Genomic DNA, 21,278 nt, shown 5'->3' with positions numbered 1-21,278 from the left:
GCCGTGCCACGGCAGAGCCCCGCTGCTCGTCCCGGACACCCTGTCGTACCCCTGGCCCGCTTTGATTGAATGCCCACGTGGCCACGCACCCTTTCGACACCATCACCGCCGACCAGCTGCGCGACGCCGGCGGCATGAAGTGGACCGCCTTCCCCGGCACGATCGGGGCGTGGGTGGCCGAGATGGACTTCGGCACCTCGCCCGAGGTCACGCAGGCCCTGCACGACGCCGTCGATCGCGCGGCCTTCGGGTATCTGCCGAAGGCGCTGGTCACCGAGATGTCCGAGGCGTACGCCCGGTTCGCCGCCGACCGCTACGGCTGGACGGTGGCTCCGGCCCGCGTCCGCCCCGTGTCGGACGTGCTCACCGCGCTCGAGGCCGTCATCACCCACTACTCGCGCCCGGGCTCGCCTATCATCCTGCCCACGCCCGCCTACATGCCGTTCCTCACCCTGCCGGGCACGCTCGGCCGGGACATCATCCAGATCCCGATGGCCGCGACGGACGACCCCGGCGGCCCGCGCCACACCTACGACCTCGACGCGCTCGACGCCGCGTTCGCCGCCGGCGGTCACCTCCTGGTGCTGTGCAACCCGCACAACCCGATCGGCCGCGTCCTCACGCCGGAGGAGATGCACGCCGTCGCCGAGGTCGTGGACCGCCACGACGGCCGGGTCTTCTCCGACGAGATCCACGCGCCGCTGACCTTCGCGCCGCACCGCCACGTCCCCTACGCCTCTCTCTCCGCGACGGCGGCCGGGCACACCGTCACGGCCACCTCGGCGTCGAAGGCGTGGAACCTGCCGGGCATGAAGTGCGCCCAGCTCGTGCTGTCGAACGACGCGGACGTCAAGATCTGGAACGAGGTGGGCCTCCACGCCGAGATGCAGGCGGCAACGCTCGGCGTGGTCGCGGCCGCGGCCGCCTACGACGACTCCCGCGACTGGCTGGACGACACCGTCGCCTATCTCCGCGGCAACTTCCGCACGCTGGTCGACGACGTCGCCGAGCACCTGCCGGACGTGACCGTCACCCCGCTGGAGGGCACCTATCTGTCCTGGCTGGACTGCCGCAAGCTGGACCTCGGCGGCGCGACCTCCCCGGCGGCGTTCTTCCGCGACCGCGCCGGTGTCACGCTGACCGACGGCGGCCTCTGCGGCGAGGCGGGCCGGGGCTTCGTCCGCGTCAACATCGCGACCCCCCGCCCCATCCTCCGTGAGGCCCTGGCCAGGATGGGCGCAGCGGTCGCGCACGGCTGAGGCGCTCCGCCGCTCCCCCGCCTCACGCCGCCGGGAGCCCCGCGATCCCCGTGTCCGGGTCCGTCGCGCGGCCACCGCGCCTGCCGCCCGCCATCTCGTCGCGGACGAGCCTGATCCACAGCGCCACCGCGAAGCCGCCGAACACCCACCACTGCAGGGCGTAGAACGCGTTCTGCAGGTTGACGCCGGTGCCGCCCTCGATCACGGGCCGCGGCAGCTGTTCCAGCGCGGATCCCTCGGTCTCGGCGTCGACGACGTACCCCGAGTAGATCGGCCCGCCCCACTCCTGCACCAGCGCGCTGAGCGCGATACCGTGCACCACCGGCCAGGCGCTGCCGTCGTCACCGGTTGCCTCCGATCCGGCGCCCGGCTCCGCCGAGCCACCGGCCTCCCCCGCCGCGACGGCCGCCGCCTCGACGGCCGCCGCCTCGCTCGCGGCCTCCCCGGCCTGCAGCCAGCCCGTCAGGGTCACGCTGCCCGACGGCGGATCGTCCACCGCCGCAGGATCCTCCACCCAGCCGCGGACGACGGCGAGCACCGGCGCGCCGGACAGCTCGGCCCAGGACTCGCCCCCGGTGCCGTCGTCGGACACCCGGAGCGGGGCCAGCACCAGGTAGCCCACCTCGCCGGAGCTCCCGACCCGGCCGGCGACCAGCACCTGGCGGTCCGCCTCGAACTCCCCGGTCACCTCGACCTGCCGGCCGACCAGCTCCCCGGGGAACGCCGCCTGCGGCTCCAGCACCTCGCCCAGCCCTGCCGGGCCGGCCGCGGCCAGCTCGCGCGCCTCCTGCTCGGCCGCGAGCTCGGCCCGCTCGAAGGCACGATCGAGCTGCCACTTGCCCAGCCAGCCGCAGCCGCCGGCGGCCAGGAGGAACACCAGCAGCAGCGCGATCATGCGCGGCTGCCGCGCCACCGCCCAGAAACTCACGCCCTCACGCTACCCGTACTCGCTGACAACCCCGGAATCCCGGTCCGTGACGCCGACCGCGCGGGCCCTGGCGCGGCGTCACGGCACCCGGCAGCGGCATCCCCGACGGCGGCGCCCGCCCCCGGGCGCCCCCGCTCTACTCGCCCGGTTCAGCACGAATGTCAAGAGTCCTCGGGGCCTCGATCCCCCGCCGTTCCCCCTGGCGAGCCGTGACGTCCTGCGGTCGAATGAGAGACGCGGCCCAGGCCGCCGCGGCTCCGGCCGCACCCGTGAAGTCAGGACCTCCAGCGGAAGCAAGGAGCGTGTGATGACGTCCGTCCCTCCCACCACGTCCCCCGAGACCGCCTCGCCGTCGGGCACGGAGACCGCCCCGCCCGGGGACGCCGCGCCGTCGTCCACCTCACCCGTCCCGGGGGCCACGCCCTGGACCGCCACCGGCGTGGTCCGCCCGGGCGACGAGGAACTCGCACGCCTGGACGCCTGGTGGCGCGCAGCGAACTACCTCTCGGTGGGCCAGATCTACCTGCTGGGCAACCCGCTGCTGCGCGAGCCCCTCACCCGCGACCACATCAAGCCCCGCCTGCTGGGCCACTGGGGCACCACACCGGGCCTGACCTTCCTGTACGCGCACCTGAACCGCGCGATCGACGCCCGGCGCCAGCCCACGCTGTATCTCACGGGTCCGGGCCACGGCGGTCCGGGGCTGGTCGCGTCGGCCTACCTGGACGGCACGTACTCGGAGACCTACTCGGACGTCACACAGGACGCCGAGGGGGTGAAGCGGCTGTTCCGGCAGTTCAGCTTCCCCGGCGGCATCCCGAGTCACGTCGCGCCGGAGACGCCCGGCTCGATCCACGAAGGCGGTGAGCTCGGCTACGCGCTGAGCCACGCGTACGGCGCGGTCTTCGACAACCCCGATCTGCTCGTGGCGGCCGTGGTGGGCGACGGCGAGGCCGAGACCGGCCCGCTGGCCACCTCGTGGCACTCGAACAAGTTCCTGAACCCGGTCGACGACGGCGTCGTCCTCCCGATCCTGCACCTGAACGGCTACAAGATCGCGAACCCGACGGTGCTGGCCCGCATCGAGCAGGCGGAGCTGGGCGCGCTGCTGACGGGATACGGTCACAAGCCGTACTTCTTCGAGGTGCCGGACGACTCGGACGAGCCGCCGCTGGTGACCCACCGGCGCTTCGCGGCGCTGCTGGACGAGGTGCTGGACGACATCGCCGCGATCAAGGCACGCGCCGCCGACGGCGATGTCACCCGCCCGGCCTGGCCGATGATCGTCTTCCGCACCCCGAAGGGCTGGACGGGGCCGGCCGAGATCGACGGGAAGAAGACGACCGGCTCCTGGCGCGCGCACCAGGTCCCGCTCGCGAGCGCCCGCGACACGGACGAGCACCTGCGGGTGCTGGAGCAGTGGCTGCGGTCGTACCGCCCGGAGGAGCTGTTCGACGACGACGGCGCGGTGCGGGCGGAGATCACGGGTCTGGCTCCCCCCGGAGAACTGCGCATGAGCGCCACGCCGTACGCCAACGGCGGCCTGCTGCTGCGCGACCTGCGGCTGCCGGACTTCCGGGAGTTCGCGGTGGACGTGCCCGCGCCGGGCAGGTCGACGGCGGAGGCGACGCGGGTGCTGGGCCGGTGGCTCACCGAGGTGGTCCGGCGCAACCCCGACAACTTCCGGGTCTTCGGCCCGGACGAGGTGGCGTCGAACCGGCTGCAGGCGGTGTACGAGGTCACGGACAAGCAGTGGGGCGCCGAGTTCTACGGCCCCGACGTGGACGAGCACCTGGCGCGCGCCGGCCGGGTCATGGAGATGCTCAGCGAGCACCAGTGCCAGGGCTGGCTGGAGGGCTACCTGCTGACCGGGCGGCACGGCCTGTTCACCAGCTACGAGGCCTTCATCCACATCGTCGACTCGATGGTCAACCAGCACGCCAAGTGGCTCAAGGTGACCAACCACATCCCGTGGCGGCGCCCCATCGCCTCCCTCAACTACCTGCTGTCGAGCCATGTCTGGCGGCAGGACCACAACGGGTTCAGCCACCAGGATCCGGGCTTCATCGACCACATGATGAACAAGAAGGCGGAGATCGTGCGCGTCTACCTGCCGCCGGACGCCAACACCCTCCTGTCCACCTACGACCACTGCCTCCGCGGGCGGCAGTACATCAACGTCGTGGTGGCGGGCAAGCAGCCGGCCCCGAGCTGGCTGCCGATGGACCAGGCGATCGAGCACTGCACGCGCGGCCTGGGGATCTGGGAGTGGGCCGGGACGGAGGTGCCGGGCACAAGGCCCGACGTCGTCCTGGCCGCCGCCGGCGACATCCCCACGCTGGAGGTGATGGCGGCCGCCGACATCCTGCGCGAGGAGCTGCCGGAGCTCAAGGTGCGGGTGATCAACGTCGTGGACCTGATGCGGCTGCAGGACTCGGCGGAGCACCCGCACGGCCTCACCCACGCGGAGTTCGACGGGTTGTTCACGCCGGACCGGCCGATCATCTTCGCCTATCACGGCTATCCCTGGCTGATCCACCGCCTCACCTACCGCCGCACCGGGCACGGGAACCTGCACGTGCGCGGTTACAAGGAGGAGGGCACGACGACGACGCCGTTCGACATGGTGATGCTCAACGACCTGGACCGGTACCACCTGGTGATCGACGTCATCGACCGGGTGCCGTCGCTCGGCACGTCGCAGGCGGGCCTGCGCCAGCGGATGCAGGACGCGCGCCTGCGGGCCCGCGTCTGGACCCGGGAACACGGCGAGGACATCCCGGATGTCCGGGACTGGGTCTGGCCGGGCGCCGGGCGGGCGGCGGCCGAGGTCCCGCCCGCGTCCGACACGGGAGGCGACAACGAGTAGCCGTCGATCTCACACGGATGTCACCCGATGTCACACCGCGGCGGGCCGCTCGTGTCACCGTCGGCCGCTAGGTTTGGAGCCAGGTGATCCGAGACAGCACTTGAGGAGCAGCACGTGACCGGCGCGACCCGCAGCATCGTCATCGCGTCACCGGAGGGTGAGAGCGGCAAGTCCACGGTGGCGCTGGGCGTCCTCGACCTGCTGGTGCGCCAGGGCCAGCGCGTCGGCGTCTACCGGCCCGTCTCCCGGGTCACCGGCTCGGACGCCGAGCCGGAACGTGACTACGTGCTGGAGATGCTGCTCGAGCACGACGGCGTCGACGTCCCCTACGAGGACGCCGTCGGCGTCACCTACGCCGACCTGCACCTCGACCCCGACGACGCCATGGCCCGGATCGTCTCCCGGTTCCACGCCATGGCTCAGCGGTGCGACGCCGTCGTCGTGCTCGGCACGGACTACACGGACGTCGCGGGGGTGAACGAGCTCGCGTTCAACGCGAAGATCGCCGCGAACCTCGGCGCGCCCGTGCTTCTCGTCACCTCCGGCCGCGAGCGCACGCCCGACGAGGTGGTCACGCTCACCGACGCCGCGCTCGCCGAGCTCGCGGCGTACTACGCGCACGCCGTCGGCCTGGTGGTGAACCGGTGCGACACGCTGAACGCGGTCGACGTGCGCAAGGCCGTGTCGGCGGCGCACCCGGACCTGCCCGTGTGGACCATCCCCGAGGAGCCGTTCCTGTCGGCGCCCACGGTGGGCCAGCTCCTGGAGGCCGTCGACGGCGAGCTGGTGCTCGGCGACCCGGAGCTGCTCGGCCGCGAGGCGCTGGAGGTCCTCGTCGGGGCGATGAGCTTCGAGCACCTGCTGTCGCACCTCGCCGACGGCGCCGTCGTCATCACCCCGGGTGACCGCACGGACGTGCTCACCGGCCTCCTGGCCGCGCACGCGGCGCCGTCGTTCCCGTCGCTGGCCGGGATCGTGCTCAACGGCGGGTTCTTCCCCGAGGGCCGGGCCCGTGAGCTGCTGGAGGCCCTGCGGCCCAGGGTTCCGATCATCCGCACCGACCTGGGCACGTACCACGCCGCGCGCGAGGCCTCCCAGGTGCGCGGGCGCGTCACCCGCGACTCGCAGCGCAAGATCGACGTCGCCCGCGCGCTGTTCGAGCGGTGCGTCGACGGCGAACGTCTCGCCGAGCGGCTCGACCTGCCCCGGCCCGACGTCGTCACCCCGCTCATGTTCGAGCATCAGCTCATCGAGCGGGCGCGGTCCCAGCGCCGGCACGTCGTCCTGCCCGAGGGCGACGACGACCGCATCCTGCGCGCCGCGTCCACCGTGCTCGCGCGCGGGATCGCGGACCTGACGATCCTCGGGGACGAGACGGCGATCCGTGGCCGCGCCGCCGAGCTCGGCCTGAACCTGGACGCCGCCCGCGTGCTGTCGCCGTCGGGCGTCACCCCCGAGAGCGCCGAGATCGTGGAGCGGTTCGCGCGGGTGTACGCCCGGCTGCGCGCCCACAAGGGCATGACCACCGAGCGCGCCCGGGAGATCGTCACCGACGTCTCCTACTTCGGCACGCTCATGGTGCACCTCGGCCTCGCCGACGGCATGGTCTCCGGTGCCGCCCATTCCACCGCGCACACGATCCGGCCGTCGTTCGAGATCATCAAGACCCGGCCGGACACGTCGTCGGTCTCCTCGGTGTTCTTCATGTGCCTCACCGACCGGGTCCTGGTCTACGGGGACTGCGCCGTCATCCCGGATCCGACGTCGGACGAGCTGGCCGACATCGCGGTCTCGTCGGCCGCGACCGCCGCGCAGTTCGGCGTCGAACCGCGGATCGCGATGCTCTCCTACTCCACCGGCACCTCCGGTTCGGGGGCCGACGTCGACAAGGTGCGTGCCGCGACCGAGGCCGTGCGGCTCCGCGCGCCCGATCTCGTCGTCGAGGGCCCCATCCAGTACGACGCCGCCGTCGACGCCTCGGTCGCCGCGTCCAAGCTGCCCGGGTCGGACGTCGCCGGGCGGGCCACCGTCTTCGTCTTCCCCGACCTCAACACCGGCAACAACACGTACAAGGCCGTGCAGCGCTCGGCGGGCGCGGTCGCCGTCGGTCCCGTGCTCCAGGGCCTGAACAAGCCGGTCAACGACCTGTCCCGCGGCGCGCTCGTGCAGGACATCGTGAACACGGTCGCGATCACCGCCATCCAGGCGCAGACCGCCCCCGCCACGTAGCAGCACGGGTATGCGCCAGGCCTCTGGCCCTCGGAGCGATCTCACGCCGAGCATCACCAGGAGCGCCTCGGCACGAGCCCGACCCGACCCGCCTGGCCCGACCCGACCATCCGACCCAGGAGGCCTTCCCGCATGTCCACAGTCCTCGTCCTCAACTCCGGTTCGTCGTCGCTCAAGTACCAGCTCGTCGACCCGGGTTCGGGGGAGGCGCTCGCCGGAGGCATGGTCGAGCGCATCGGCGAGGAGTCGGGCCGGGTCGCGCACGAGACGCGCGGCGAGGAGATGGTCCGCGAGCAGCCCGTGGCGGACCACGGGGCCGCGCTGCGGCTGGTCCTCGGCCTGTTCGCGGAGGCCGGACCGTCGTTGCGGGAGGCGGGGATCGTCGCCGTCGGGCACCGCGTCGTGCACGGCGGAACGTCGTTCTCGGCGCCCGTGGTGGTGGACGACGACGTCGTGGCCGCGGTCCGCGCTCTCGTCCCGCTGGCGCCGCTGCACAACCCGGCCAACGTGACCGGGATCGAGGTGGCGCGCGAGCTGCTCGACGTGCCGCACGTGGCGGTGTTCGACACCGCGTTCTTCGCCGACCTGCCGCCCGCGGCCGCCACCTACGCGATCGACGCGAGAACGGCCGCCGAGCACGGCGTGCGGCGGTACGGCTTCCACGGGACGTCGCACCAGTTCGTGTCGTCGGCCGTGGCCTCGCACCCGGCCGTGGCGGCGAAGCTGAGCGCCGAGGGGCGCGGGCCGGACACGCTGCGCCAGGTGGTGCTGCACCTGGGCAACGGTGCGTCGGCGTCGGCGGTCGCCGGCGGACGCGCCGTGGAGACGTCGATGGGACTGACGCCGCTGGAGGGCCTCGTCATGGGGACACGGTCCGGCGACGTCGACCCGGGGGTCGTCTTCCACCTGGTGCGCTCGGGCGGACTGTCCGTGGACGACGTCGACACGCTGCTCAACAAGCGCTCTGGGCTCCTCGGGCTCAGCGGGGTCAACGACATGCGCGAGCTGACCCGGCTCGTCCGTTCCGGGGACGACGGCGCCCGGCTGGCCCTGGACGTGTACCTGCACCGGCTGCGCAAGTACGTGGGCGCCTACGCGGCGGTGCTGGGCGGCATCGACGTGCTGGCGTTCACGGCGGGCGTGGGCGAGAACGCGGCGGTGGTTCGCGCGGGCGTGGTGGAAGGGCTCGGATTCCTCGGTCTGGCGGTGGACGCGGCGCTGAACGAGGCCCGGTCGCGGGGCGCGCGCGTGATCTCGCCGGGCCCGTTCCGCGACGCCGACGCAACAGCCGCGGACCGCCGATCCGGTGGTGCGGCCGCGGCCGCCCTGCCCGCTGCAGTGCCGGGCACGACACCCGCACCCGCCGGACCCGCCGGAACCCCGCTCGTCATGGTCGTCCCCACCAACGAGGAGCTGGCCATCGCCCGCCAGACGATCGCCCTGGTCGGCTAGTGTCCCCCGCTCAAGCTCCATCCCGGGGCCCACAGCCGGCGGCCCGCCCGCCATGAGGCCAGCGGTGCAACCATGAGGTTGCGGCCATCGTTCTCGGGCGATGCGCGGCAAGCTCGTGCCCGTGCCGGTATCCTCATGCCGACCGGCGCCCTCAGCGGCGCAGGAACGATTCCGCCGCGGCCTTCCAGCTCGCCGGGATCTCGCGGAGTTTCCAGGCGAAGAACGCCTTGACCGGCGTGACGCTCTGGCTGCTCACCCCGACCCCGACCGCGTCCAGACCGGCGTATCCGCAGGTGAACAGGGTTCTGCGGAGATGGAAGTCCTGGGTGACGACAACGGCGGTCCGCACGCCGTACTCGTCGCGGGCGCGGCGGCACGTGGCGTCCGTGTCGAATCCCTCGCGGTCCAGGACGAGGACCTCGTCGGGCACGCCGAGCGTGAGGGCGTAGGCGCGCATCGAACCGGGCTCGTCGTAGAGTTTCCCGTCGGGCAGGGTGTGTGCGTCGCCGGAGAGGATGACCTGCTCGGCGCGCCCGGACCGGTACAGCGCGGCCCCGGCCTCGACGCGGCGGCGCAGGTAGGTCGACGGCGTCCCGTCATCCCGCAGCCCGGCGCCGAGCACGACGACGGCATCCACCTCGGGCACGTCGGACGCCGGGACCACGCGTGAGTGGCCCACGGCCTGGACCCAGAACACGGGCAGCGCGATCGGCAGCGTGACGACCCCGACGGCGATCGCGACGACGTCGAACAACCTGCGCAGGCGTCTGAGGCGGGGATTCACGGGGATGGCCACGATGGCAACCTACCCGCTGGACCCGGCCGCTGCCCGAAGGTCCCGCAGCTCCGCGGCGAGGTTGGATTCCGCCGGCAGCTGCCAGCGAACCTGACCCCAGGTGGTGCGGAAGAGGTCGCCGTTGCCGAGAAGGGCCTCGAGCACCTGGGCCCTCCCCCGGCGGAAGAGGCCGTTGGGCACGTGGGCGTACTCGGCACGAACCTGCTGGGTGTAGCGGGCGTAGGCGGCGGGGGACGCGCCGAGGATCGCGAGATCGGCGTCGCTCACCAGGCATCCGGCCAGGTCCCCGGGTTCGGGAGCATGATCGGCGGTCACCAGGACGAGCCGGGCGATCTCCTCCACGTCGTGCGGCCGGAGCGGGCGGCCCCCGGCATCCGCTACCTCGGCACCCCAGGGCGGCACGTCGGCCGGTGGTGGCTCCGCCTCGGTCGCCTCTCGGTATCCGGTCGCCTCTTGATGTCCGGGTGCCTCTCGGTGTTCCGGTGCCTCTCGGTGTTCGGGCGTGGCGAGCGGGCCCAGGAGGTCGTGGACCAGGGCCGCCGAGGCCTCCTCGTCGGCGGGTGTGGCGCCGTCGTGCACGGCGTCGTGGAACCAGAGGGCGACGCGGGCGCGCCAGGCGCCGTCGCCGGGGACCGGCTCACCCGCGGCCTCGGCATCGGCGAGCAGCAGGTCGAGCGCGTCGAGGGCGGACGCCAGGTGGAACACCGTGTGATACGTCCGATGCGGCTCGCGCCAGCGCCCGCAGAGCTGCTCCCCGACGGCATGCCACCCGTCGAGCATGCGCGGCCGATCGCCCTGCGGGTGCGGTCGGTCGTCGAGCGCGCGCGGCCGGTCGTCCGGTGAACGATCGGCAGATTGCTCTGCCGATCTCTCATGAGATTGCCGATCGGATGTGCTCGCCCGGGACGCCGTCGTCGGCGACAAGCCGTCCCAGCGGGCGAGCAGTGCCTCCCGCTTGCTGCCCGCGCGCTCGCCGCCCGGGATCCGCAGGCCGGAGGCCGCCAGGCGGCGGGCCAGCTCGCTGCCCTCCACGGGTAGCGCGCCGGCCGCGACCAAGGTGTCGTACCGGGCGGCCGGGACGTCGTAGTGGTCCAGGTCGAACGCGCGGTCCGGGACGCCGGCGCCGCGGGCGAAGTCCCGCAGCTCGACGAGAGACGTGTCGGACACCAGATGCGAGAACACGGTCCCGTGCGCCGGCCAGGCGGGCGGATCGATCAGAACGGTCACCCACCCGACCCTATGCGGTCGCGCCCCTACAACTCGATCAGCCCCGCCTGGTAGGCGCGGACCACCGCCTGGGTCCGGTCCCGGGCGCCGAGCTTCGACAGCGCCGACGAGACATGCGTGCGCACGGTCTCCACGCCCACCACCAGCGACCGCGCGATCTCCGCGTTCGTCATGCCGTCGGCGACCAGCGTGAGCACCTCGCGCTCGCGCGCCGTCAGGCTCGCGGCGGCGCCGGACGCGCGGGGCCGCGCCCGGACCAGGCGCCGGACGGCGTCCGGGAACAGCAGGCTCTGCCCGACGGCCACGGTGCGCACCGCCTGGACCATCTCGTCGGCGCCCGCGCGCTTGAGGAGGAAGCCCGACGCCCCTGCCTGCAGCGCGTCCAGCACGTAGTCGTCGTGCTCGAAGGTGGTCACCACGAGCACCCGGGGCGGCTCGGGCAGGCGCAGCACCAGCTCCGTCGCCCGGATCCCGTCCACGCCGGGCATCCGCACGTCCATGCAGACCACGCCCGGCCGCAGGTCCCGGGTGAGCGAGACCGCCTCCGCCCCGTCGCCCGCCTCGCCGACGACCTCCAGGTCCGGCTCGGCGTCCAGGATGAGCCGCATCCCGCCCCGCACGAGCGGCTCGTCGTCGGCCAGCAGCACGCGCACCGCCTCAGTCATCGGCTCCCTCCCCGTCCGACGGCCGGGACCACCCGTCGGGCCCGCGTGCCTCATCGGCGGCCGCGGACCGCCCGTCGCGGCTGCCCGTCGCCCGGGCGCCGGCGGGCGGCGGTGCCGTGATGCGTGGCAGGCGGACGTCGAGCACCCAGCGGCCGGCGTCGTCCCCGGTTACCGCGGGCGCTCCGGCTTCCTGTCCGGCGACGCCGAACTCGGCGCTCCCCCCGAACAGCGACGCGCGCTCCCGGATACCGGCCAGCCCGCGTCCGCCGCGGCTGTCCGACATGCCCGCACCAGCCGTCACAGCATTGCTCACCTGCACGATCACCTCCTCGTCGGTGTGCGCGACGGTGACGCGCACCGGACCGGGTGCGCCGTGCCGGTGCGCGTTCGTCAGCCCTTCGGCCACGATGCGGACCACCGTACGGTGCAGCAGGGGCGGAAGGCGGGAAGGCAGGTCCACGGCGTCGACGACGTCGAGCCCGGAGCGCCGGTGCTGCTCGACGACGTCGGCCAGGCCCCCGGCGGGCGTGGGCGGCCTGTCGTCGCGGAGCATGCCCAGGAGCGCGTCCAGCTCCACCAGTGCACCCCGCGACACCTCCTCGATCGCGGCGAGTGCGGCGGCGGCCCGTTCGGGCCGCGCGTTCGCGACCCGGCGGCCTGCCGCTGCCTGGACGGAGACGATGGTCAGGGCGTGGCCGATGCCGTCGTGCAGCTCCCTGGCGAGAAGCGTGTGCTCGGCTTCTCGCTGCTGCCGCGCGAGCGCGACCTCGAGCCGGTCGGCCGCCGTCGGCCCGAGGAATCTACCGACCAGGCGCTCGGCCAGCGCGCCGACCGGCCAGGCCGCGGTGAGCACGACGCCCCCGCCGATCACGCAGCCGGCGACGACGGCGGTCCGGGGGCCCGCCCCTTCGACCACGGGGACCGTCGATCCGACCGAGCGCCCCAGAGCCGCCTCGGTCCCGACCACGACAGCGGCTGGGACCAGCGCGAACAGGCAGAATCCGACCACCAGTCCGGCCAGTAGGTGGAACGCGATCCAGCCCCCGGAACGCGCGCGGTGCGCCCACGTCTCCCGGTCGGGGACCACGAGTTCGGCGTCGGCCCGCAGAAGGCTCCGGGCGGCGGTGACCTCGAGCTCACGCGCGCCCGGCACCAGTCCGAGCGCGAGGGCGGCGGCCACGCTCACCCCGGCGACGAGCAGGTCGGGCACCGCGGCCCCGTCCGGCCCCGCGATCGTCGCGTCCAGGACGGCCCGCAGGCCGAAGTACACGACCAGCACCGCGGCCAGTCCGATGGCGGCCCCGACCATCGTCCAGGCGAACCGCCGCACGAAGATCCGGATCACGGTGTCATCCTCGCGCCTGGGCCTGCCGGTGCGCCACGTAGCCCCACACCGCGAGCGCCAGCGCGGGCCCCCAGTACCAGCACGGGATCATCAGTGCGCCGAGCAGGCTGTCCACGAGCCCCTCACCCATGAAGCCGGACAAGATCGGCACCGCGCTGAACGTCACGGTCGCCGCGACCAGCCCGCCGGGCACGGCGACCGCGGCGATCGGAACGACCCGTCCTGCCAGGCCCGGGACCCAACGCGGAAAGATCTCACCCCACGGCCGGATCAGACCGAGGGTGAGGAAGACCCCCGCCCAGGCGCCGCTGGAGAGCAGGAGCCCCCACACGCGAATGGTCATGGGCACGCCCTCGTCCACGCCGGCGGGCCATGGAGTGAGCCAGGTGAGCCGGATCAGCGCGTACGGGAGCGGTCCGGTCGCGGCGACGACGGTGATCGCCGTGCGGTGGCGCAGCACCCAGGCGGTGGCACGGTCGAGGCCGCCCCCGGCCGCGGCGGCCCGGACGGCGACGGCCGCCCAGACCGCCGCGGTGACGAGGAGCAGGAGCACCATGCCGAGCTGCCACGCTTTTCCGGCCACCCCGCTGCCCGCTGTCCGGACGGCGTCGGGAAGGCCCGCGCCCGCGAGGATCAGCGCGGCGGCGACGACGCCGAGCGCCGGCACGCCGACGGTCCATCGCAGGCGTGGCTGGCGCCGGATGACCTGGACGAGCAGCCCGACGACGACCACGGGCATGCAGAAGGCCACCAGGTAGCCCACGGCGGAGAGGGTGCCCAGGCTGCCCATCACGATCCCGAACACCGCGGCCTGCAATACGCCCGCCGTCACAATGGCGGCGCGATTCAGCCGTCCGGCGAGTCCGACGATCCCGGCGGCGGTGCCGAGCAGGGCGAAGAGGGTGTGCAGCACGGTGGTCGGACGAGAACCGATGAGGTCGGCGAGCGGCGAGTAGTCGCCGCCGACGTAGAAGTTCGGCACCAGCCCGGTGAGGAAGCCCCCACCGAGGAGCGTCGCGATGCCGCTCAGAGCGGTGGCGGCGACCAGCACGCGGTCGGGCGCAGCGACGGCGGGGTCAGTGCGCAGCATGGTGCGCCTCCGATCCGGCTGGGGTGGCCGCCTGGACCCGCCGGTGCGCCACGTAGCCCCACACCGCGAGCCCCAGGGCTGGCCCCCAGTACCAGCAGGGGATCGTGATCGCACCCAGCAGGAGCGGGAGCAGACCTTGTTCCCCGAACGTGACCAGCATCGGGACGGCCGTGAAGACCAGGGTCGCCGCCACGAATCCGCCGGGTACGGCGGCGGCCGCGATCGGCACCGGTCTGCCGGCGAGGCCGGGGACCCAGCGTGGGAAGACCTCGCCCCACGGCAGGATCAGCCCGAGGGTCAGCGCGAACCCGAGCCAGGCTCCGCTCGACAGGAGCAGACCCCAGATGCGTCCTTCCATGTCGATTCCCTCCGGGGCGATGGCCGGCCACGGTGTGAGCCAGGTAAGACGTACCAGCGCATACGGGAGCGGGCCGGTCGCCGCGACGACGGTGATCGCCCTGCGGTGCCGGAGCACCCATGCCGTGGCCCGTCCGGAGCCGTCCGACGGCAGGGCGCGGACAGCGGCCGCAGCCCACACCGTGGCGGTCGCGAGGAGCAGCAGCATGACGCCGATGGAGGCCGCGTCGGCGGCCATCGCGCCGGCGGTCTTGACCAGGGCGTCGATGATCGCCGGTCCGGCGAGGACCAGCGCGATGACGACGGCGACCAGCGCCGGGCCCCCGACGAACCATCGGAGTCGCGGATACTTGCGGATCACCTGTGCGACGAGCACGACGATGACGACGGGCATGGCGAACGCCAGCAGGTAGCCGACGAGGGAGAGGCTCCCCATGCTGCCCATGACCAGGCCGAACACTGCGGTCTGCACCGCGCCCGTCACGACGAGCGAGCGGCCCTTGAGCGCACCCGCGAGTCCGGCGATGCCGGCCGCGACGCCGAGCAGTGCGGTGACGGTGTGCAGGACGGTCGCGGCCGCAGCGCCTGCGCCGTCGGCGAACAGTGCGTGCCCGGTCTCCGTGTAGAAGCCGGGGAGTATCCCGGCGAGCCATCCGCCGCCGATGACGGCGGCGATGCCGCTGAGCACGGTGGCGGTGAGCAGGACACGGTCGGGCGGTGCGGTGCGTTCGAGCGGCCCCGTGGAGATTTCGGTGCGTGACATGACGTTCCTCCGTCTGGAAGGTGTACGCCCTCACGCTCTCCGCTCACGGCCGGGAGACCCTCCCCCGATCGGGGGACCGGCCGACGACGCCCGGGGGAGCTTCGCGCCGCGACCGCCGGATCACCACGACTGCCGTCGCCGGCGAGTGCGTGCCGTCCGTGTCGGCCGTCCCGACAGGCCCGGCCAGGGCCTGTCAGGGGATCCGGAGCTTGCGCATTCCTTCCAGCGCGGCGCTGAGGATGCGGCTCGGCGCCGCGCCCTCGAGCGCGAGCACGGCCTCGATGCCGAGGCCGCGGCCCGCGCCCCGGGCGGTCACGATCGTCCGGGTCTGCGTCATGGCCTCGACGGACGACCTGCCGTGCCGCCTGCCGAGCCCGGAGGCCTTCCAGCCGCCGGTCGGAGCGCCGACGGAGCCCCAGGTCAGCATGTATCCGTCGTTGATCGAGACGGATCCGGCCTCGATCTGGTCCGCGACCTTCCGCGCGCGTGCGGTGTCGCCGGACCAGACGGACATGTGCAGGCCGTACTCCGAGTCGTTCATCACGGCGACGGCCTCGTCGTCGGACCGGACCCGGGTCACGGAGACGACGGGGCCGAACGTCTCCTCCCGCGCGACGAGCGCGTCCGACGGCACGTCGTCGAGCACGGTGGGCGCGTAGAAGTAGGGGCCGAGGTCGGAGCGGTGCACGCCGCCGGCCAGGACGACGGCGCCGCGGGCGAGGGCGTCGTCGACGTGCTCGGTGACCTTGGCGAGCTGCGCGTCGGAGGTGAGCGACCCGACGTCGACCGTGTAGTCGAGGCCCGCGCCGAGCCGCAGGTTCCGCACGTCGCGCACGAGCTTCGCGACGAACTCGTCCGCCACGGCCTCGTGCACCACGATCCGCTCCGCGGAGAGGCACAGCTGGCCGGTGCTCGCGAAGCAGGCGCGGACGACGCCGGGCAGTGCGGCGGTGACGTCGACGTCGTCCGCGATGTAGATGGCGTTCTTGCCGCCGAGCTCCAGGGTGGCGCCGACGAGTCGCTCGCCGGCGCGGGCGGCGACCTTGCGCCCGACCGCGGTGGAGCCGGTGAACGCGACGTGGTCCGCGCGGTCGACCAGTTCCTCGCCGGTCTCGCGGCCGCCCGCCACGATCTGGAACAGCCCGGCGGGCAGCCCCGCCTCCTCGAGCACCTCGGCGGCCCACAGGGCGGTCAGCGTGGTCTGCGGATCGGGCTTGACGACGACGGCGTTCCCCGCCACCAGCGCCGGCAACGCCTCGGAGAGCACCAGGGTGAGCGGATAGTTCCACGGCGTGATCGCCCCGACCACGCCGACCGGGCGCCGCTGCACGCGCACGCCCGTGACGAGCGGGATCATGCCCGCGGGCCGGTCCGTGGCCAGGTAGCGCCGGGCCTTCACGGCGTAGTGGCGGGCGACCTGCGCGACGTCGCCGACCTCCTCGAACGCGGACCGTCGCGCCTTGCCGGTCTCGAGCTGGATCAGGTCGAGGACCTCGGACTGGCGCACGAGAACGATTCGAGCAAGGTTGTCGAGCACGCGGCTACGGTCCGCGAGGCCGGTCCGCTCCCAGGCGCGCTGGGCGAGCCGTCCGCGCTCGACGGCGGCGGCGACGTCGGCGGGCGACGACACGGGGATCGTCGCGAGCGGCCCGCCGGTGAACGGGCAGGTCGACCGGTGTGTCCCGGCTCCCTGCGATGAGGCGACGCGCGCGACGAGCGGCGCGACGAGCTCCGGTTCGAGCACGTACGTGGACTCGGGACTCTCGGGGTCGAAGACTGATCCGACAGCAGCTTCACCCGGTGTCTCGTCGATCATGCGGGCCACCCTACGCGTAAAACGAGCCAGCACACAGGGGCGGAGCGATGAAAACTCGTGTCAAAAATTCACCCTTTCGTCCATCGGTTCCACGAACGCCCTGTTCATCGGCAGAAACTTTCCTCGGATGGCGCGGTGTGCGAAGTGGTTCAGAACCGTTTCTCCCGCCGGAGCGCCGGCAGGTAGCAGAGGGCCCCCAGCACGCTCACCGCGCCGCCGACCACCATCGCCGTCTGGTTCGACGTCACGTCCGCGAGCCGCCCCAGCAGGATCGCCCCGAGCGAGAACGCGCCGAACGCGACCATCGAGTTCATGGAGAGCACGGTGGCGCGGTTTCGCGCCTCGGCCTCGCGGTGCAGGAGGGCGGCGTGCATCGGTCCGGCACTGCCGTGCAGCCCGTACGTGGCCAGATAGGCGACGACGAGCGCCGCTGGGCCCGCCACGAGGCCCATCACCACCGCCCCCGCGCCGTTGAGCCCCCGCGAGAGGATGGCGGTGCGCGCCACACCCAGCCGCCCGGACGCGAGGCCCGCCAGCGCCGAGCCGCACGCGAAGACCGCCCAGCCCACGGCGGTGACCGGGCCGTTCACCGCGCCCGCGGCCTCCTCGCTCCCGAGCAGTTCGGCGAGCCGGATCGGCTGGAACGTCTCGAACACGATCATCGCGAAGGACCAGAACACCTCGACCAGCACCAGGCCCAGCAGGACGCGGTTGGTACCCAGCAGGCGCAGTCCGTCGCGGACGACCCGCGGAGCCTCGCGGGCCCCGTCGACGACGACGGCGAGCGACGCCTTCGCGCCAGGACTCCCCGGAGCCGCGGCGGCGGGGCGAGGCTCCTTCATCAGGACCGCGGCCGCCACCAGGTGCACGCAGGCCAGCGCGGCGTAGACGACGTACGGCAGCGTCAGCGCGTTCCACGCGACCACGGGGTGCCACCAGATCAGGGCGCCGCCCACGAGCGCCCCGGCGGCGATGGATCCGCCGAGCACGGTGCCCGCGGCGGAGAGGGTCCGGTCGACGTCGGCACCGGGCCGGGTGCGGTGCACGGTGTCGACGTACCAGGCCTCGAGGGGCCCCGAGTCGAGCGCGCGGAACACCCCGAAGGCGGCGGCAGCGACGACGAAACCCCAGAACGTCTGTGCCGTCACGAACAGGATCGCCGCGACGATCTGGGCCGCCGCCGCGGCGAGGTAGACCGGGCGCCGGCCGAAGGCGTCGGCGAAGCCGCTGGTCGGCAGCTCGAGCGCGAAGACGACGAGACCCGTGAGGGCGACGACGGTCAGCGTGTCGGCCACGCTGAGCCCGCGCTCGATCGGGAGCAGTGTCGTGACACCCACGACGAGCCCGACCGGGAACCAGCGCGTGATCCCGAGGCTGAGCAGGACGCGCCGGGCCGCGGCGGGGGTCATGCGGGGTCCTCGCGATCGGGGCGCGGGGTGCGGTCGTCGTCGCGGGTGGCGTCGTCGTCGCGGGTGATCGCGTCGTCGCGGGTGATCGCGTCGTCGCGGGTGACCTCGGCGCCGGTTCGGTCGTCGAGTGCAGAGCCGTCGCCCTTGGTGGCGGGAGTGGCGTCGTCGTGGACGTCGTCGCCGAGGTCCGGGACGTCGTCGGCCTCCATCGGATAGGTGAACATCCACAGGTGGACGCGCCGCGCGCGGGAATCGCCGGCGTCGGCGTCGCGGTAGCGCCGCAAGACCTCCTGGAGCTCCTCGTTCAGCCGCACCAGCCGCTCCGGCGTGACCTCGACCGAGGCGTCGCCCATCCCCGCGGCGTCCTGCCACTCGCGCGGCCAGGCGTCGGAGACGTCGAGCCAGTGGCCGTACTCGGCGTCGAACAGCCGGTGGTAATCGCGCACGAGCCAGCCGATCGCGGTGGCGGCGTCCTCGTCGTCGGCGAGCTCCGACCTGGTCCAGCCGTGGCTCCGGGTCGAGGCGCGCCACAGGCGCCGCTTGCCCGCGCCCTCGCCGGTGTCCTCGACCAGGCCCACCGCCTCGAGGCGGCGCAGGTGGTAGCTCGTCGCGCCCGTGTTGGAGCGCAGTTGCCCGGCCAGGTCCGTCGCCGTGGCGGGACCGCCCCGCCGCAGCGCGGTCAGCATCCGGGAACGCAGCGGGTGCGCGAGCACCTTGACCGCTTCTGCGGTCAGGTGGAGGTGCGTGGGCTCCGCGGGAACAGGGGCGGACTCGCCGGCGGGGGATTCGCTGTCTGCCATGCATGCACAATAACTGTGCACACATCACGTGCACAATAGCCGTGCACAAGTTCTGTGCACCTTGGCGGGATGTCGGACCGCACCTATCCCGGGTGGGCTCCGGACACGCCGAAGGGGCGCACCCTCGAAGGTGCGCCCCCTTTCGCCCGGCGTGCGGCCGGGCCTCGATCAGCGCGGCTGGTACGGCGAGACGACGACCTCGACCCGCTGGAACTCCTTGAGATCGCTGTAGCCGGTGGTCGCCATCGCCCGCCGCAGGGCGCCGACCAGGTTCAGCGTGCCGTCGGCCCGGCGGCCCGGGCCGAAGAGGATCTCCTCCAGCGTCCCCACGGTCCCGACCTCGACCCGCTCGCCACGAGGCAGCTGGGCGTGGTGCGCCTCCGGCCCCCAGTGCCACCCGCGGCCCGGCGCGTCGCTGGACCGGGCGAGCGCCGCGCCCAGCATGACGGCGTCGGCCCCGCAGGCGACGGCCTTGACGATGTCGCCGGAGTGGCCCACGCCGCCGTCGGCGATGACGTGCACGTACCGGCCCCCGGACTCGTCGAGGTAGTCGCGGCGCGCGGCGGCGACGTCGGCCACGGCGGTGGCCATGGGCGCGTGGATCCCGAGCGAGACGCGGGTGGTGTGGGCCGCGCCGCCGCCGAAGCCGACCAGCACGCCGGCCGCGCCGGTGCGCATGAGGTGCAGGGCCGCGGTGTAGGTCGAGGCGCCACCGACGACGACGGGCACGTCCAGCTCGTAGATGAACCGCTTGAGGTTGAGCGGCTCCGCGTTCCCCGACACGTGCTCGGCCGACACGGTGGTGCCGCGGATGATGAACAGGTCGACGCCGGCGTCGACCACCGTCTTGTAGAACTCCTGCGTGCGCTGCGGCGACAGCGCGCCCGCCACGGTCACGCCCGCGCGCCGGACCTCGTGCAGGCGCTCGGTGATGAGGTCCGGCTTGATCGGCTCGGCGTAGATCTCCTGCATGCGTGCGGTGGCGCGCTCCGCCGGGAGCGTCGCGATCTCCTCCAGGAGTGCCTCGGGCCTCTCGTAGCGCGTCCAGAGACCCTCGAGATCGAGCACGCCGAGCCCGCCGTGCTCACCCAGTGCGACCGCCGAGGCCGGGCTCATCACCGAGTCCATCGGGGCGGCGACGATCGGCAGGTCGAAGTGGTAGGCGTCGATCTGCCAGCCGACCGACACGTCCTCGGGGTCACGCGTACGACGGGAGGGCACCACGGCGATGTCGTCGAAGGAGAACGCGCGCCGCCCTCGCTTGCCGCGTCCGATCTCGGTCTCGTTGCTCACCCCGGCAGCCTACTCAACGTGACCCGCCCGGCGTGGTCCCGACCGTCATGTGGTGCGGCCGCGCGAGTGCGATATGCGAGTGCGATATGCGAGTGCGACGTGCGAGTGCGACGTGCGGCCTCCCGGCCGGCTGTCCTCGCGCCCGGCTCGGCGGAACGCGCGCGTCGCTCGCCGGCAGTGTCAGTCACCAGTGGCATGGTTCGTGGTGAACCCGGAGGCCGCACGAGTGGAGGGAGCCCACCATGGACATCGGACCCGGCTGGATCCGCCGGCCGCTGCTCGGCTTCGACACCGAGACCACCGGCGTCGACGTGACCGGTGACCGCGTCGTCACCGCCGCCCTCGTGCATCGTGTGCCCGGAGTGAGCACGGACGTGCGCACGTGGCTCGTCGATCCGGGCGTGGAGATCCCCGAGGAGGCCACGGCGATCCACGGCATCACCACCCAGCACGCGCGGGAACACGGCCAGCCACCCGCCGAGGCGCTGGAGGAGGTCGCTGCCGAACTCGCCCGGCACCTCGCCCAGGGCGTGCCGGTGGTCGCGTACAACGCCGCGTTCGACCTCTCCCTGCTCGACCACGAGCTCGTCCGGCACGGCCTGCCCACGCTGCCCGCCCGGCTCGGCCACTCCGTGGGTCCGGTGATCGACCCGCTCGTCATCGACCGCTGGAAGGATCGCTTCCGCCCCGGCAAGCGCCGGCTCGGCGACCTGTCGGAGGTGTACGGCATCACGTCCGACGGCGAGCTGCACACCGCCGAGGTGGATGTCCTGGCCACGCTCGATCTCCTGGCAGCCCTGGTGGCCCGCTACCCCGAGCTCGACGAGACACATCTCGTCGACCTGCACCAGTCCCAGGCCGGAGCCCACGCCGCCTGGGCGGACGGGTTCAACCTGTGGCGCGCCGAACAGGGCATGGAGGGTCCGGGCGCGTCCCGCGTCTGGCCGGTCCAGGCCGCAGGCTGAGCCGCGTACGATCCG

General features: G+C 73.2%; 16 protein-coding genes. 5 read left to right on the top strand and 11 right to left on the bottom strand.

Features of this window, described 5'->3' with window-relative positions:
• The first annotated feature begins 77 nt into the window (after window positions 1-77).
• Entirely contained in the window at window positions 78-1,259 is a 1,182-nt protein-coding gene (locus IIE03_RS01330; protein ID WP_318842730.1) for a MalY/PatB family protein, read from the top strand.
• A 22-nt stretch (window positions 1,260-1,281) separates the two neighbouring features.
• On the opposite strand, the gene IIE03_RS01325 is transcribed toward IIE03_RS01330, so the two are convergent.
• Complete coding sequence (locus tag IIE03_RS01325) at window positions 1,282-2,187, bottom strand: SURF1 family protein (protein WP_318842729.1); 906 nt, start codon at window positions 2,185-2,187, stop codon at window positions 1,282-1,284.
• A gap of 307 nt (window positions 2,188-2,494) precedes the next feature.
• On the opposite strand from IIE03_RS01325, the gene IIE03_RS01320 reads away from it, so the two are divergent.
• The 3 genes from IIE03_RS01320 (at window position 2,495) to IIE03_RS01310 (ending at window position 8,737) form a co-directional block, all read left to right on the top strand.
• Window positions 2,495-5,056 (top strand): phosphoketolase family protein, encoded by a 2,562-nt coding sequence (locus tag IIE03_RS01320; RefSeq protein ID WP_192860927.1) that lies wholly within the window; start codon window positions 2,495-2,497, stop codon window positions 5,054-5,056.
• A 114-nt stretch (window positions 5,057-5,170) separates the two neighbouring features.
• Entirely contained in the window at window positions 5,171-7,285 is a 2,115-nt protein-coding gene (gene pta, locus IIE03_RS01315; protein WP_192860926.1) for a phosphate acetyltransferase, read from the top strand.
• 132 nt (window positions 7,286-7,417) lie between these two features.
• A complete protein-coding gene (locus tag IIE03_RS01310; protein WP_192860925.1) occupies window positions 7,418-8,737 on the top strand; it encodes an acetate/propionate family kinase in 1,320 nt (439 codons plus the stop codon).
• Between the two features lie 151 nt (window positions 8,738-8,888).
• On the opposite strand, the gene IIE03_RS01305 is transcribed toward IIE03_RS01310, so the two are convergent.
• The 10 genes from IIE03_RS01305 to IIE03_RS01260 form a co-directional block, all read right to left on the bottom strand.
• The gene (locus tag IIE03_RS01305) at window positions 8,889-9,533 is read right to left on the bottom strand and encodes a SanA/YdcF family protein (protein ID WP_192860924.1); all 645 of its coding nucleotides are present in this window, start codon (window positions 9,531-9,533) and stop codon (window positions 8,889-8,891) included.
• Between the two features lie 9 nt (window positions 9,534-9,542).
• Complete coding sequence (locus tag IIE03_RS26980; RefSeq protein ID WP_408632818.1) at window positions 9,543-10,760, bottom strand: DUF4031 domain-containing protein; 1,218 nt, start codon at window positions 10,758-10,760, stop codon at window positions 9,543-9,545.
• Between the two features lie 26 nt (window positions 10,761-10,786).
• The gene (locus IIE03_RS01295; RefSeq protein WP_192860923.1) at window positions 10,787-11,425 is read right to left on the bottom strand and encodes a response regulator; all 639 of its coding nucleotides are present in this window, start codon (window positions 11,423-11,425) and stop codon (window positions 10,787-10,789) included.
• Entirely contained in the window at window positions 11,418-12,770 is a 1,353-nt protein-coding gene (locus IIE03_RS01290; protein WP_192860922.1) for a sensor histidine kinase, read from the bottom strand. The genes IIE03_RS01295 and IIE03_RS01290 overlap by 8 nt, the downstream gene beginning before the upstream one ends.
• A gap of 4 nt (window positions 12,771-12,774) precedes the next feature.
• Complete coding sequence (locus IIE03_RS01285) at window positions 12,775-13,860, bottom strand: hypothetical protein (RefSeq protein WP_192860921.1); 1,086 nt, start codon at window positions 13,858-13,860, stop codon at window positions 12,775-12,777.
• Window positions 13,847-14,980, bottom strand: a complete 1,134-nt coding sequence (locus IIE03_RS01280; protein ID WP_192860920.1) for a hypothetical protein — start codon at window positions 14,978-14,980, stop codon at window positions 13,847-13,849. The genes IIE03_RS01285 and IIE03_RS01280 overlap by 14 nt, the downstream gene beginning before the upstream one ends.
• 193 nt (window positions 14,981-15,173) lie before the next feature.
• Window positions 15,174-16,796 (bottom strand): succinic semialdehyde dehydrogenase, encoded by a 1,623-nt coding sequence (locus tag IIE03_RS01275; protein WP_192860919.1) that lies wholly within the window; start codon window positions 16,794-16,796, stop codon window positions 15,174-15,176.
• Window positions 16,797-16,945: 149 nt separating this feature from the next.
• Window positions 16,946-18,205 (bottom strand): MFS transporter, encoded by a 1,260-nt coding sequence (locus IIE03_RS01270; RefSeq protein ID WP_192860918.1) that lies wholly within the window; start codon window positions 18,203-18,205, stop codon window positions 16,946-16,948.
• A complete protein-coding gene (locus IIE03_RS01265; protein WP_192860917.1) occupies window positions 18,202-19,005 on the bottom strand; it encodes an ArsR/SmtB family transcription factor in 804 nt (267 codons plus the stop codon). Before IIE03_RS01265 ends, IIE03_RS01270 begins: the two co-directional genes overlap by 4 nt.
• Window positions 19,006-19,173: 168 nt before the next feature.
• Window positions 19,174-20,298: a GuaB3 family IMP dehydrogenase-related protein gene (locus IIE03_RS01260; RefSeq protein ID WP_192860916.1), complete on the bottom strand. Its 1,125-nt coding sequence runs from the start codon at window positions 20,296-20,298 to the stop codon at window positions 19,174-19,176.
• A 242-nt stretch (window positions 20,299-20,540) separates the two neighbouring features.
• On the opposite strand from IIE03_RS01260, the gene IIE03_RS01255 reads away from it, so the two are divergent.
• Window positions 20,541-21,263 (top strand): exonuclease domain-containing protein, encoded by a 723-nt coding sequence (locus tag IIE03_RS01255; protein WP_192860915.1) that lies wholly within the window; start codon window positions 20,541-20,543, stop codon window positions 21,261-21,263.
• Window positions 21,264-21,278 lie beyond the last annotated feature (15 nt).

Origin of the sequence: Myceligenerans pegani, assembly GCF_014892515.1 — a bacterium.
GTDB classification, from domain to species: Bacteria; Actinomycetota; Actinomycetes; order Actinomycetales; family Cellulomonadaceae; genus Myceligenerans; species Myceligenerans pegani.
This window is presented reverse-complemented; position numbering and strand designations above follow the sequence as displayed.